The 13,936-nt window shown below is 62.1% G+C and carries 8 protein-coding genes and 1 tRNA gene; 7 read left to right on the top strand and 2 right to left on the bottom strand.

The window, feature by feature from the left end; all coding sequences use genetic code 11:
• Nucleotides 1-490 precede the first annotated feature (490 nt).
• The 6 genes from JYG34_RS16505 (at nt 491) to JYG34_RS16480 (ending at nt 9,211) form a co-directional block, all read left to right on the top strand.
• The gene (locus JYG34_RS16505) at nt 491-880 is read left to right on the top strand and encodes a helix-turn-helix domain-containing protein (protein WP_011534584.1); all 390 of its coding nucleotides are present in this window, start codon (nt 491-493) and stop codon (nt 878-880) included.
• Between the two features lie 63 nt (nt 881-943).
• Nucleotides 944-1,582 carry a response regulator transcription factor GacA gene (gene gacA, locus JYG34_RS16500; protein ID WP_011534583.1) on the top strand — a complete coding sequence of 213 codons (639 nt, stop codon included), beginning with the start codon at nt 944-946 and terminating at the stop codon, nt 1,580-1,582.
• Between the two features lie 9 nt (nt 1,583-1,591).
• Nucleotides 1,592-3,415 carry an excinuclease ABC subunit UvrC gene (gene uvrC / locus JYG34_RS16495; RefSeq protein ID WP_213657459.1) on the top strand — a complete coding sequence of 608 codons (1,824 nt, stop codon included), beginning with the start codon at nt 1,592-1,594 and terminating at the stop codon, nt 3,413-3,415.
• A gap of 33 nt (nt 3,416-3,448) precedes the next feature.
• Nucleotides 3,449-4,009, top strand: coding sequence for a CDP-diacylglycerol--glycerol-3-phosphate 3-phosphatidyltransferase (gene pgsA / locus JYG34_RS16490; protein WP_011534581.1), 561 nt, complete (start codon nt 3,449-3,451; stop codon nt 4,007-4,009).
• Between the two features lie 63 nt (nt 4,010-4,072).
• Nucleotides 4,073-4,148, top strand: a tRNA-Gly gene (locus JYG34_RS16485).
• 596 nt (nt 4,149-4,744) lie between these two features.
• Nucleotides 4,745-9,211 (top strand): NEL-type E3 ubiquitin ligase domain-containing protein, encoded by a 4,467-nt coding sequence (locus JYG34_RS16480; RefSeq protein WP_213657458.1) that lies wholly within the window; start codon nt 4,745-4,747, stop codon nt 9,209-9,211.
• Nucleotides 9,212-9,390: 179 nt separating this feature from the next.
• On the opposite strand, the gene nhaA is transcribed toward JYG34_RS16480, so the two are convergent.
• Nucleotides 9,391-10,593 (bottom strand): Na+/H+ antiporter NhaA, encoded by a 1,203-nt coding sequence (gene nhaA, locus JYG34_RS16475; RefSeq protein ID WP_213657457.1) that lies wholly within the window; start codon nt 10,591-10,593, stop codon nt 9,391-9,393.
• Between the two features lie 506 nt (nt 10,594-11,099).
• Here nhaA and JYG34_RS16470 point away from each other — a divergent pair.
• Nucleotides 11,100-12,977, top strand: coding sequence for a tetratricopeptide repeat protein (locus tag JYG34_RS16470; protein ID WP_213657456.1), 1,878 nt, complete (start codon nt 11,100-11,102; stop codon nt 12,975-12,977).
• A 167-nt stretch (nt 12,978-13,144) separates the two neighbouring features.
• On the opposite strand, the gene JYG34_RS16465 is transcribed toward JYG34_RS16470, so the two are convergent.
• Nucleotides 13,145-13,936, bottom strand: coding sequence for an ABC transporter ATP-binding protein (locus JYG34_RS16465; RefSeq protein ID WP_213657455.1), 792 nt, complete (start codon nt 13,934-13,936; stop codon nt 13,145-13,147).

Here is a 13,936-nt window from a genome sequence, read left to right as displayed (position 1 = left end):
TCCTGGTTGTCTTTTTACATCCTAAGGAGGTTTTTCTTAGTTAGGCAAGTACTGGCATTCTGCAAGTTTGATGTTTTTTAAAAGTTTCTTCTGATTTCAGTAAATTTCAATAAAAACAGTCACTTAAAGTTTGTGAAAGTTGGGCGTCAAAAAAATGCTGACCTCATGTTTGACGATAAAATGGCGCCAATGTCACCACTGTTCCCTGTGTTTCCATGGGCTCTTTCATGCCTCTCAGTCCTCATTTTTTGTTGTTTAGTACGCTTCCTGCAGGCACCGGCAAAGCCTGCGAACACTGGCAAAGCCGGTGCCAGACAACATCACTCATTGCACTTACCGATTGCCCCGGCTTTCAGGGGCGGGGCAGTGGCGTGGCGCAATGATGGCTTGCAAGGATTGGATCCAATTGGCATAGTGCCGTGCGAATGCAGACGCATTCACTCGGGTGCTGGATGCACCCGTCTACCATCCATGCAAAGGAGGCAAGCAGATGAACGGATTTGGTCCCCGCCTACGAGAAGAGCGCGAACGCCTGGGCCTGACCCAGCGCGTATTCGGCGATATCGGAGGGGTAGAGCCCAATGCCCAGGGCAAGTATGAAAGCGGCGAACGCACCCCCCGCATGGACTACCTCGCCGCCGTGGCGGCCAAGGGCGTCGATGCGCTGTACGTGTTGAGCGGGGTCTGCACCCCCGCGCCGCTGGACAGCCTGACCGCCGACGAAGACCGTCTGCTCGGCGCCTTTCGGCGTTTGCCATCGGCCGACCAGGCTGCGGTATGGCACCTGCTCAACCGCCTGGCAGGTGAAATGGACGGGCCGGATGCGCCGCGGGTACGGCGCCTCGACCGGCAGGCGTACTTCCATGACGCTTTGCGCTAGGTTCGCCGTGAAATTTTTTGTTAAGGTGGCGGGATCCAATCGCCCCACTAACGAGGTGTCTGCTTGATTAGGGTCCTGGTGGTCGACGATCACGATCTGGTGCGTACCGGCATCACGCGCATGCTGGCCGACATCGACGGCCTGCAAGTGGTGGGGGAGGCGGACTCCGGCGAGTCCGCCCTCAAACTCGCCCGTGAGCTCAAGCCCGACGTGGTCCTGATGGACGTGAAGATGCCAGGGATCGGCGGCCTGGAGGCAACGCGCAAGCTGCTGCGCAGCCATCCGGACACGAAAGTGGTCGCGGTGACCGTGTGCGAGGAAGACCCGTTCCCCACCCGGTTGCTGCAGGCGGGCGCCGCCGGCTACCTCACCAAGGGGGCCGGGCTCGACGAAATGGTCCAGGCGATTCGCCTGGCCTTCGCCGGCCAGCGCTACATCTGCCCGCAGATCGCCCAGCAACTGGCGTTGAAGTCGTTCCAGCCCCAGGGCTCGCCGTTCGACGCCCTGTCGGAGCGAGAGATCCAGATCGCCCTGATGATCGTCGGCTGTCAGAAAGTGCAGATCATCTCCGACAAGTTGTGTCTGTCCCCCAAGACCGTCAATACTTACCGTTATCGAATCTTCGAAAAACTCTCGGTCACCAGCGACGTCGAACTGACCTTGCTGGCCGTCCGTCACGGTATGGTCGACGCAAGTCTTTAAGCACACCTCATGTCACAACCTTTTGACGCAAGCGCGTTCCTGGCGACCTGCAGCGGTCGCCCGGGCGTGTACCGGATGTTCGACGGCGAAGCCCGGCTGCTGTATGTGGGCAAGGCCAAGAACCTCAAGAAACGCCTGGCCAGTTATTTCCGCAAGACCGGCCTGGCGCCGAAGACGGCTGCCCTGGTGGGGCGCATCGCCCAGGTGGAAACCACCATCACCGCCAACGAAACCGAAGCGCTGCTGCTCGAACAGACGCTGATCAAGGAATGGCGGCCGCCCTACAATATCCTGCTGCGCGACGATAAGTCCTACCCGTACGTGTTCCTGTCCGACGGTGAATTCCCACGCCTGGGCATCCACCGTGGTGCGAAGAAGGCCAAGGGCCGCTATTTCGGCCCGTACCCCAGCGCCGGCGCCATCCGCGAGAGCCTGAGCCTGTTGCAGAAGGCGTTCTCGGTGCGCCAGTGCGAGGACAGCTACTACGCCAACCGCACCCGCCCGTGCCTGCAGTACCAGATCAAGCGCTGCAAGGGCCCGTGCGTGGGCCTGGTGACGCCCGAGGAGTACGCCGAGGACGTGCGCCACTCGGTGATGTTCCTCGAAGGCCGCAGCCAGCAGCTGGGCAACGAGCTCAATGCCGAGATGGAAAAGGCCGCCATGGCCCTGAACTTCGAGAAGGCCGCCGAACTGCGCGACCAGATCGCTTTGCTGCGCCGGGTCCAGGACCAGCAGTACATGGAAGGCGGTTCGGGCGATGTCGACGTGGTGGCGGCCTTCGTCAACCCGGGCGGCGCTTGCGTGCACCTGATCAGCGTACGCGGCGGTCGGGTGCTGGGCAGCAAGAATTTCTTCCCGCAGGTGGGTATCGAGGAAGAAGTGGCCGAAGTCATGGCCGCATTTCTTTCCCAGTACTACCTCGGCAATGCCGAACGCGAACTGCCGGGCGAACTGATCGTCAACGTGGTGCACGAAGACTTCGAGGCCATCACCGAGGCCGTGCAGACGCTGCGCGGCCGCGAGCTCAGCATCAGCCACCGGGTGCGCGGTACCCGGGCGCGCTGGCAGCAGCTGGCGGTGACCAACGCCGAGCAGGCCCTCAACGCCCGCCTGGCCAACCGCCAGCACATGGCCGCGCGCTTCGAGGCATTGGCCCAGGTGCTCGACCTGGACGAAGTGCCGCAGCGCCTGGAGTGCTACGACATCAGCCACTCCAGCGGCGAAGCCACCGTGGCCAGTTGCGTGGTGTTCGGCCCCGAAGGCCCGCTCAAGTCCGACTACCGCCGCTTCAACATCGAAGGCGTCACTGCTGGCGACGACTACGCAGCGATGCACCAGGCCCTGCAGCGGCGCTATGGGCGGATCAAGGACGGCGAGGGCAAGCTGCCCGACGTGCTGCTGGTGGACGGCGGCAAGGGCCAGCTGAACATGGCCCGCGACGTGATGCAGGAACTGGGCTTCGGTGACCTGACGCTGCTGGGGGTGGCCAAGGGCGTGACCCGCAAGGCCGGTTTCGAGACCCTGTACCTCAACGACGTGGCCCATGAGTTCACCCTCAAGGGCGACTCGCCAGCCTTGCACCTGATCCAGCAGATCCGCGACGAAGCCCACCGTTTTGCCATTACCGGCCACCGCGCCCGCCGCGGCAAGGCCCGCCGTACCTCGAGCCTGGAAGATGTGGCCGGGGTCGGACCGAAGCGCCGCCGCGACCTGCTGAAACATTTCGGCGGCCTGCAGGAGCTCAACCGCGCCAGTATCGACGAGATCGCCAAAGCCCCGGGCATCAGTAAAAAGCTTGCCGAGTCGATTTATGCCAGCCTGCATAGCGAGTAGAATGCCGGGCTCAACTCGCAGCCAGTCGTACCGATGAATATTCCAAACCTGCTCACCGTTCTACGCGTCCTGCTCATCCCGATCTTCATCCTGCTGTTCTATGTGCCCTATCACTGGAGCTACATGGCCGCCAGCACGGTGTTCGCCATCGCCGCCGCCACCGACTGGCTCGACGGCTACCTGGCCCGTCGGTTGCAGCAGAGCACGCCATTCGGCGCCTTCCTCGACCCGGTGGCCGACAAGCTGATGGTGGCCGTGGCCTTGGTGCTGCTGGTGCAGGTGCACGCCAACTTCTGGCTCACGCTGCCGGCGGCGGTGATCATTGGCCGCGAGATCGTGGTCTCGGCGCTGCGCGAGTGGATGGCCGAGCTGGGGGCGAGGGCGCACGTGGCGGTGTCGAACCTGGGCAAGTGGAAGACCGCCGCGCAGATGCTGGCGCTGGTGATCCTGCTGGCCAACCCGCCGGTGCTGACCTTCTGGGTGGTGCTGGGCTATGGTTTGCTGCTGGTGGCCGCTGGCCTGACCCTGGTGTCGATGGTGCACTACCTGCTGGCCGCCTGGCCGCACCTGCGCGAAGGTTCGGAGCAGAAATAAAAGTTTTTTGAATCAAGGGGTTGACGCCGTTCTGTAATTCGATAGAATGGCGCCCATCACGACGCGGGAATAGCTCAGTTGGTAGAGCACGACCTTGCCAAGGTCGGGGTCGCGAGTTCGAGTCTCGTTTCCCGCTCCAAATTCGATCCGCAGTGCGTCGCTGGGATCACAAAGAAGAGGCCGAAAGGCCTCTTTTTTTGTGCCTGGGATTTGGGGGGTGAAGGTACATTCCTGAGTTTGGCCCGGCCACAGTGGGGATTAGATTGTGGCTGGGTTATCTGCTCTCGCTGGCGGTTTCCTTCTTCACACACAGGGTGTATTGCGTGGCGACCATCATGATGATCATGCTCTACGACACTCGCCCGCCGCACTGCACAGGCCTTATTCGATCAGCCAGGCGGGGTGACCTTCGATCAGTGTTCAATCGCTGGGCAAGCCCGCTCCCACGCTTGATTTGTGGTAACAGTGATTGGGGTTCACGCCTTTTCCTGTAGGAGCGGCCCCGGTTATCTTGGCTCAATCTGCAATCCTGGGGCTGCTGCGCAGACCTTTCGCGACACTGGGCAGCACCTCACCCAAGGGGTGGCTGTGAGCGAGGATCACTGTCGCACTGTTGCCTTCCAGGTAGCGCTGGTGGCCCGGCTCAAGGCGCATCGACCTACGCGGTAAGTAATTAGCGACAACGCATGTGAGCGGGTGCTTAGCCTGGCATCTTTGCTATTCAGGAAGATAGAGATGACTGGGCTAGACGCCACACGCCGGTTAGGGGCTGCCGAATTGCCTCTGCTCGCGCAAGCCTACCAGGACAATCTGATTGCGAGCAGGCAACCCTCATGGTTCAAGGCTCTGACGGTCGAACAATTGAATGAGTTGTGCGAGGCGATGAAATCAAGTCTGCGCGCACGTCGATTGATTCAGGCCAGGCTGCGGACCATTCAGCGCGTCGACAATTTCGTCGTTCCGCGTATGCAAGATGCACTGCAGCGGTACGGTATCCGCTTGGATGTCAGGTCGATGCGCTTCGAGCAGGGCGTGTTCAAGCCAGTCACCAGTTGGGGGCCCAATCGCGTCCCGATTCATGAGGTCGAGTACCGATCCATTCCCTTGATGGAGGCCGTTCTCTGGAATTTCACAGCTGCGGAAGCTGTCGAAGGTGGTCAACGGCAAGGCAATTGCCTGGTGGATCAGCAGGGAAAGGAAGTTCGCACGATCTCCGCCATTGAGTTCGCCCGCCTCTGTCGCGAACTCGACTTGGGGGCGCAATACCAAAACCATTTGAGCGATGTCCTACAATCCACATGGCACAGCGATGGCGAGCAGTTGCGTGTTGCTTCGTTGTTGGAGCAGTCACTGAAAGCCGACATGCTGATGGATGCCTACAAGGCGCACTATCACGGCAAGCAGCTCACGGAGCCTGAGTTTGAACTGATTGCAGAGTTTTGCCGTACGGGCAAGCTCGGCACGCTCGAAGGTGATGAGGTCAAGGCCAGGCAGCTGGAGTTGCTTGGATGCCGGCTCGAACAAATTGTGGTCTTGGACGTCTTGCGTGACGGATTGCTCTTTGGCAAAAACCGCAAGCGCGTGCTTGTGTACATTCCCGGTGACCCGCATGGACCTTGGAGGGCGTTTGACAGTTTGGCGGTATTTGCCCGGCGTGGTCCGGGGAGGCATCTGCGTCAATCTGAGTATCAGACCTTCTTCGAACGCTTCGTACCCTTGGGTCAGCGCTCTGCATTCTTCACCCAAGTCAACGCATTGCTGGGTGATCTTGCCGAGTGGGCTACCCGGGATCTGAACGAGCATGCGGTGGACTATCCACCTTCGCTTTTTCAACACCTCGCAATGGCGCGCAATCGTCAGGTCATGGCTGACGCTGCCGTGTTGGTGTCTCCGGTGGCGGACCTGGACAGCAGACTGCGGCAGGACCATCACCAGCGGCTGGCTTCTGATGGTTGGCTGTTGCTAGGCCTTGCCGGATTGTTCGTACCAGCGATTGCCTTGGGACTGCTGGCGGTACTTGCCTGGGAGATGCTCAGTGAAGTCTTTGAGGGTATTGACGACTGGTATGACGGCGATACCCATGAAGCCGCGAATCACTTCTTTGAAGTCGGTAAACGAGCAGCGGAGGTCGCCGCCATGGCCGCTGGTGGCACTCTGGTAGCGCGTCTGCAACCGGGCTCCAAGTTGGTTGATGGCATGGTCGCGGCACAATTGGAGGATGGAAGTCAGAAACTGTGGACCATGAACCTGGCCCCATTTCGTGTAGCCCGGCCATCTGCCGAGGCGCAGAGGGATGCGCAGGGCATCTATCACTTGAACAACGAGCAGTGGGTCGATATGGACGGGCACCACTACCCGGTGCAGCAGACTACGGGCCATCAATGGCAGATATGCCCCCAGAGTGGGCATGGTCCGCGATTGAGTGGCAGCGCAACAGGTACCTGGCGACTGCAGTGTGATGATCCTGCGGGTTGGTCGGATACCCATCGCATGTTTCGTCGGTTGGGTGAACCCTTTCGTCAGCTGGATGATGAGCAGATCGAGACGGTCTTGGCTATCCATGGCTTGCGCACCGATCACTTGCGTGAGTGGCACGTGCGGGGCGAGGGCCCCCCGGCGGACTTGCTCGATACGGTAGTGCGTGTGCAGTTGGCCGAGCGGGTCAGGGAACTCAGTAATCGTTTGAGGCTGGGGGTGCCTGTCGAGGATACCGAGGTGCTGAAGGCCGCTCAGGCATTGCCGGGTGCCAAAGGCGTATCGGGGCCGGCACTGGGGAGCCTGGCCCAGCGTCAGCGTCGTTCGCTGTTGGGCGCGTTGTATCAAACCTGGAGCGCGGGCCAGGTCGGGAATAGCGAGAAGTTGATTCGGGTCTTCCCCAGCCTGAGTCCGCCAACCGCTGCGTCACTGGTGCGTCTGGCCAGCACTGCGGATCGCGAACGCTTTCTTGCAACCGGACGCGTGCCGCTGCACCTGGCTGAATCTGCACGTCGTACGTCGCTGCATGTGCGTGCTATCCGTGTGCATGAGGCATTCTCGATCGACGCCCCTCAGTCGGCTGATCTGGCTCGGGTTGCATTGGGCATGCTCAAGCATGTTGCGAATGCTCCAAACCTGCACTGGCGCCTGTTGGAAGGGAGCAGTGAGGGGCCGGTGTTGTTTGATAGCCAAGGAAGCGGTGAGCGTTTTGAACTCGTACATGCAGATGGGAAGTTTGGCCTCTACCACGGCGCTGAAGCCAAGGGCATGTTCGGTGAATTGTTTGCCGTGATAACCGGCGCCTTCGATGACGGCCAGCGCTCATCCATGGCCCTTGGCGAGCCGTTTCCGAGCCGGTTGCAGGCACGCATTGGCGAGGAGGTTGCCCTGCGTCGGCGTGAAGTCGAGCGGTTGTTGAGCCCTGCCAGGCAGGGCACGCTGGCGGCGTTGCAACGATTGGATGAGCAGCGAGTCGGTTTTCCCTTGAGTGGTCGAGGGGCGATACGGGCATTGGGGCCAAGTGCTTTGTACCCGGAAGTGAGGCGCATCTATCCACATTTTGACGTCGATGAAATCATGCAGTGGTTGGACGGTTTGGCGCGGGACCGTTTGAATGTTTGGGAGGAACTGTCGAGGTTACGACAGCAGTTAGGGCAACTGGAGGATGCCCTGCGACGCTGGCTTGGCGAAAACTTGCAAGACTCCGCCAGCCGCCTGGCGCGTGCCCAGATCATGAAGCGATTGCTTGAGGCGTGGCGCCGCATACCCACCCCTGAGGGTACGATTGAGAAGGTGGCGTTCACAGGGCTACAGCCTGGCCGGCTCCCTGATCTGCCAGCAGGCATTGTCTTCACGAACGTGACCGAACTTAGCTTCAGAGGTATGGGGCTGGCACGTGTGCCACCAGGCTTTTTTGATGCGTTTCCAAATCTGCGCATTTTGCGCTTGACGGGCAATCAGCTGACGCGATTGCCCAATCAACTGGCGCTCAGGTATCTGACGGTTCTGGATTTGTACAACAACCGGATCGTACTGGATGCCGGCCAGGCAACTGTCCTGGCCAGTTGCGAGAACCTTGAAGTGATCAATCTTGCACATAACCCGCTTGGGAGGTCGTTTTCTGTCAGCGGTATGAACCGGTTACGAAAGCTCCGTTTGAATAGTACGCAGATCGACACGGTGCCCAACGGCCTTGAGGATTGCACATTGCTGGAGATGGCGGACCTTCGGGACAACCGGATTGCTCGCTTACCGCAGGAACTGATGAGCCTTCCGGTCTGGACTGGCCGAACAATACGTGTCGAGGGTAACCCTCTGGATGACGCGCAACTGACTCGATTGCATTCCGTCGCGCAGGGAGAAGACGCTGCCGAACTCGTGGCTGAAAGGTGGGCGACGGCCGCGCCAACGGAGGTGCGTCAACGCTTGGTCCACTTATGGGCACAATTGGAAGCCTATGACAGATCGATAGGCGTCATGCTCCTGCTTCGTCAATTGCAGCAGACTGCGGGCTTTCGCCGGCAGCCGCGTGCGCTTGCAAACCGTGTCTACCGAATATTGGAAAAGATGCAGGACAACCCTGGCTTGCGTGAGGAACTATTCGAGCATGTTGACGACGGGCTGACTTGCCAGGACGGCCATCTGTGGCGATTCAGCATGCTGGAGGTGCGCATGAAGGCCTGGGGCGTCGCAGAGGCCGCTGGAGCAGGCGAGGCTCAGACGGCGCTGCTGCGTTTTGGTCGGCGTCAGTTGCGCCTGTACATGGTTGAGGAGCAGGTCATGCAGCGTATTCCTGCCTGGATGCAAGCCAATCGCAACGTTGACCCGCTGGAAGTGGTTTTGGGGTATCAACTGGCACTGCGAGAGCACCTGGAACTGCCTATCGAAGCGGATGAAATGGCGTACTCCCATGACGCCTTGCTCGATGCGCGGCGTATTGGACGTATCCGTGACGAAGTGTTGCAGCGCGAAGCAGAAAAGGGGCAGGAAGGGCTGGCGGAGTGGTTGGTGGATCAACCATTCTGGAGTGAGTACATGGATAAAGCCTACCCAGGTAAATTTGAGGAGCTGGATGCTGTTTATTATCGGAAGTTGGAGAGTGCGGAGGAGGGTGAGAGCCCGGAAAGTATTCAAACAGCACGACAGCAGGCACGAAGGCAGTTGATGATCGACCTAACGGTTTCGGCCATGGATATCCCTCCAGGCGGTGCTGAGCTGATGCTCTGAGAGCGCAGGGTGCCGCTAGGTACGGCGCGCAGCTCGTGCTCACGGCCCGTCGCCAGGACGAACTCAACCAATTCTGGATGAGTTGGACGGTGGCGGGGTGTCGATCGTTCGGGGCTGAGGTGTGTTCAATCGCGGGGCAAGCCCGCTCCCACGCCTGATTTGCGGGAGCGGGCTTTCCGTTATTCCGCCTGCTTGGGCGCAAAGCGCAGGATCAGGCAGGCAATCACCGCCGACAACAGCGACCCCAGCAAGATACCGATCTTGGCGGCGTCGATCTTCTCAGCCTGGCCCGGGAAGGCCAGTTCGCCGATGAACAGGCTCATGGTGAAGCCGATACCGCACAGCATCGCCACGCCATAGATCTGCAACCAGCTGGCGCCACGGGGCTTGCTGGCCAGGCCGCTCTTCACCGCCAGCAGCACGCCAGCGAACACCCCCAGCTGCTTGCCCAGCAGCAGGCCCAGGGCGATGGCCAGCGGCAGCGGGGCGAAGATGTCGCTCCAGCCCAGGTCGCCGAACGACACGCCGGCATTGGCGAAACCGAACACCGGGACGATCAGGAAGCCCACCCAGGGGGCCAGGCCGTGCTCCAGCTTGAGCAGCGGGCTGGCTTCGCGCTCGGCACCGCTACCGGCGCTGTAGGGGATCAGCAGCGCGCCGACCACGCCGGCGATGGTGGCGTGCACGCCCGACAGCAGGGTGACGTACCACAGCGCGGCGACACCGATCAGGTACGGCCACAGGGCCACCACGCGCAGGCGGTTGAAAGCCAGCAGTACGGCGACGATGCCGGCGGCGCCGGCCAGCGCCAGCAGGTTGATCGACGAGGTGTAGAACACCGCGATGATCGCCACCGCGCCCATGTCGTCGATGATCGCCACCGAAACCAGCATCACTTTCAGCGACAGCGGCGCATGCTTGCCGAGCAGCGCCAGGGCGCCGACGGCAAAGGCGATGTCGGTGGCGGCGGGAATCGCCCAGCCACCGGCCAGCCCAGGCTCGCCGCGGGAGACGGCCAGGTAGATCAGGGCGGGCACGGCCATGCCCATCAGCGCCGGCAAGGCTGGCAGGCGGCGTTGCTCCCAGCTGGACAGGCGGCCGTCGACCAGCTCGCGCTTGATCTCCAGGCCCACCAGCAGGAAGAAGATCGCCATCAGGCCATCGTTGATCCACATATGCACGGTCATCGGGCCGAGCTTGTCGGTCATTACCGGGCCGACCGGCAGGTGCAGCAGGTGCTGGTAGGCGCTGGCCCAGGGGCTGTTGGCGATGATGATGGCCAGGGCGGCGGTGAACATCAGCAACACGCCGCCGGCCGCTTCGGTGGCCAGCAGTTGGCGCAGCATCGAAGGCTGCTTGAGAGGGTGCAGGGATGCATTCATGTAGCGGTCCTCGTTCATGACGTCGCACTCGCGCAGGCAGTGACGCGGCGTGCGACAGGCACGGCGAAACCATGGCTCCATGCAGCATGGACCATTGCGCGCAAGGGCGAGCAGAAGGATGGGAAACGCGGCGCAACAACCCACGCCGTGCAGTCACGGGCAGGGAAGGGCCATGGGGAATGGAGGCATGCGTGCAACATGGACGGATCTCACGGAAAACAAATGAATGTTCTCCGTATTCGGGAAGGGCTCCCGGGCGCACGCAGCACACGCCAGGCGGCCATTCTAGCGATGCGAACGAAGGGATGCGCTGTAATTTTGCGTCCAAATGTTGCCAATCGCGCGTGCCACCCTGCCGGGGGGTACGACGCCTGCTCATGCACGGCCGCGCCGGCTGGGCTGAATGGGGACGCCGCAAGGTACCCGGACGGAGTATCATCGCGCCCCCAAGCAGTCGCCCACACGCATAGCAAGGCGCCTGGTGTTTTTGATAAGGATATTGATCCATGCAGTTTCCTGGCATGCGCCGTGGCGGCGTGCACTTCCTGTTAAGCGCGGCCGTCTTCGCGCTGCTTCCCGGACTGGTCCAGGCCGGGGAGCCTCCGGCCGTTTGCCCGTCCGGTGACTTCGCGGCTTTCCTGCGTGCCTATGCCCATGACCCGGCCTTGCAGCGTGCGTTCGTCGCGCCGGAGGTCGATTTGTTGCGCCTGGCGCCGACTGCGGAGGGCATCGGCCCCGTAACCACCAAGGCGCGGGGCGATGGCCTGGGCTATCCGCTGTTCGATGCCCGTGGCCTGGAGTCCGATCAGGTGCAGTCCTGGGTCGATGGGCAGAGTGCCGAGGTGATCGACAAGCGCCAGGGCCTGAATGCGATCAAGGCGTACCGTTTCCGCGAGCAGGGGTGCTGGACCTTGACCACCGTCGAGGACTGGTCGTACGAGCCGCAGGCGCGCGACCTTGCGCAGCAGTTGGGCAATACCCCCGAAGAGAAACGCTGCGCCGCCAGGGCCGAGGTGTTCACCGGGCTCGGGGCAAGGGAGGAGTACCTCCCCACGCGGGAGCTGTTCGAGGCCGGTATCGAGAACTACGTGTGCGCGGCAGCCTCGGGCGACCCTGTCCTCAGCCGCCGCGCCGCGGGCCTGAGCATGTCGCAGATGGCGCCGTACCTGGGGTTCGCCCGCACCGAGGCGTTGTTCATGGCGGCGGCCAAGGCCGACCCTGAAGAGTGGATCTCGCTGGCTTATTTCTATTGTGAAGGCAGCAGCCTGATCGCCTCCGAACGGCCCTGCCAGGCACCGGATAAAGCTCGCGCCGCGTTGACCAAGGCCGCCCAGCTCGCCGGCAAGCCGGGCGCCGATGCATTGGCCGAGTGGCTGGCCAAACATGGCAGCCAGCAAGATTCGACGGTGCTCCCCATGCACCTCACCGGCAAGCGCGATGATGAGCGGCTGGTCATCGCCGATGCGGGCAACCAGGTCAAAACCCTGACTGCCTACTACGCCAACAGCGACTATGTCGAAGAAGCGCTCGATGCTTTCAAAGCCTTGCCGGCCATTGCCAGCACGTCGAACCCAGGCCGTTTCGACGGCTTCGACGTGGCGGTGGTGCAGCCCAGGCGTGGTGCACTGACCGTTTCCGGTGTCGAGGGCAAGCCGCATGCCGTGCGCTTGAACATGACCCTGCGCGGCGACGTGATCGTGCTGAGCACGCGGGAAGCGAGCAACGACAGCTTCAACTACAACCTGATCTTCGGCTACACCCCCAAGCGTGAAGACATCCAGCTGTTCGGTGTGCTGCTCAACACCAACCGCTATCAGTGTGGGCAGACCTTCACCAGTACCTACTTCGTCGAATCGGCCCTTGCATTGCACCAGCGGCTCAAGGACTTCGACGGCACCCGGGCCTTCCACGACCTCAAGGCGGCCTACCCACAACTGCAGGCGGCCAACGAGCCCTTCAAGGTGTTGCCGGTCGACCTCGAGCAGTCCGCCACTGCGGCCCTGGCCAGTTACCGCAAGGGCGACCTGGCGGGCCTCGAGCGCCAACTGGGCGCGCTGGGCATCATCGGTGGCGAGGCCAATTGCGATCTGGAGCGTTACGTGGTCGAACGCTTCTTCTACGCCGACCGGTTGGGCTGGTCCAACGACCTGGCCTTCCTGTTTGCCGAAGCCGGCCATTTCGAGCAGGCGCGGATCCTGCTCGAGCGAGTCGTCGCGGCGGATCCGCAGCGTATCGTCGCCCACCTGAACCTGGCGGACAGCTACTGGGGGCTTGGCGATCAGGACAAGGCGCGGCAGAGCTACCGGCGTTACCGGGAACTGATGGTCGCGGATGGCAAGGCGTTGCGGATTCCGCCACGGGTGGCCGAGCGTGCGGGGACGTGACCGCGCCGGGCTCGTCACGCCGTTGTCATGAGTGACAGGTCGCGTACGGGCGCGCGTGCGCCGCTGCGCAACCTGTCTATCGAGGCGGCCGCAAAAGGTGCATCCCATGCCGTCCCGCAAGCAGATCAGCCTGCGCTCCCCCGATATGCGCAGCGAGGACACTGCGCTCAGGGCAGCTTGGCCACCAACTGCGCCAGCAGCCGCTGCTTGTAGTGCTGCAACAGGCCATCGTTGCGTTCGCGCGGGTGGGGCAGCTCCAACTGCAGTTGTTCGCCGATCCGCCCCGGGTGGGCGTCCATCACGATCACCCGGTCACCCAGATACAGCGCCTCCTCGATATCGTGGGTGACCATGATCACCGTGCAGCGCTCCTGCACCCAGATCCGTTGCAGCTCCTGCTGCAGACGCACGCGGGTCAGGGCGTCGAGGGCGCCGAACGGCTCGTCGAGCAGCAGCACCTTGGGCTTGTTCACCAGCGCCCGGGCGATGGCGCCACGCTGGGCCATGCCACCGGAAAGCTGGTGCGGGTAGGCGTGTTCGTAACCTTGCAGGCCGACCAGGGCGATGTGCTCGTCGACTCGCCGCGCTTTCTCGGCGGCAGGCAGGTCGTGGTTCTTCAGCGCCAGGGCAATGTTCTGCCACAGGTTCATCCAGGGGAACAGGCGATGGTCCTGGAACACGATGCCACGTTCGAGGCCCGGCCCACTCACTGGCTGGCCGTCGAGCAGGATCTGCCCTTGATAGTCCGGGTCGAGGCCGACGATCAGGCGTAGCAGGGTGGATTTGCCACAGCCGCTGGCGCCGAGAATGCTGACGAACTCGCCCGGGTGGATATCCAGGTCGATACCTTGCAGCACCGGCACATCCTGGCCTTTGAGCGGGTAGGTCTTGCTCAGGTTGCGGATGCTCAGCGCGCCGGTCTGCACGTGGGCGGTAAAGGAGTGGGCGATCGCGTTCAT

Origin of the sequence: Pseudomonas entomophila (assembly GCF_018417595.1) — a bacterium.
Taxonomy (GTDB): domain Bacteria; phylum Pseudomonadota; class Gammaproteobacteria; order Pseudomonadales; family Pseudomonadaceae; genus Aquipseudomonas; species Aquipseudomonas entomophila_C.
Note: the sequence above shows the minus strand (reverse complement) of the source record. Positions and strands in the feature narration are given on the sequence as shown.

Bases quoted from the DNA above. Each gene is read 5' to 3' on its own strand.
- JYG34_RS16480 (WP_213657458.1), top strand. From the start codon at position 4,745: ATGACTGGGCTAGACGCCACACGCCGGTTAGGGGCTGCCGAATTGCCT.
- JYG34_RS16465 (WP_213657455.1), bottom strand. From the start codon at position 13,936: ATGAACGCGATCGCCCACTCCTTTACCGCCCACGTGCAGACCGGCGCG.
- uvrC (WP_213657459.1), top strand. From the start codon at position 1,592: ATGTCACAACCTTTTGACGCAAGCGCGTTCCTGGCGACCTGCAGCGGT.
- JYG34_RS16505 (WP_011534584.1), top strand. From the start codon at position 491: ATGAACGGATTTGGTCCCCGCCTACGAGAAGAGCGCGAACGCCTGGGC.
- nhaA (WP_213657457.1), bottom strand. From the start codon at position 10,593: ATGAATGCATCCCTGCACCCTCTCAAGCAGCCTTCGATGCTGCGCCAA.
- JYG34_RS16470 (WP_213657456.1), top strand. From the start codon at position 11,100: ATGCAGTTTCCTGGCATGCGCCGTGGCGGCGTGCACTTCCTGTTAAGC.
- pgsA (WP_011534581.1), top strand. From the start codon at position 3,449: ATGAATATTCCAAACCTGCTCACCGTTCTACGCGTCCTGCTCATCCCG.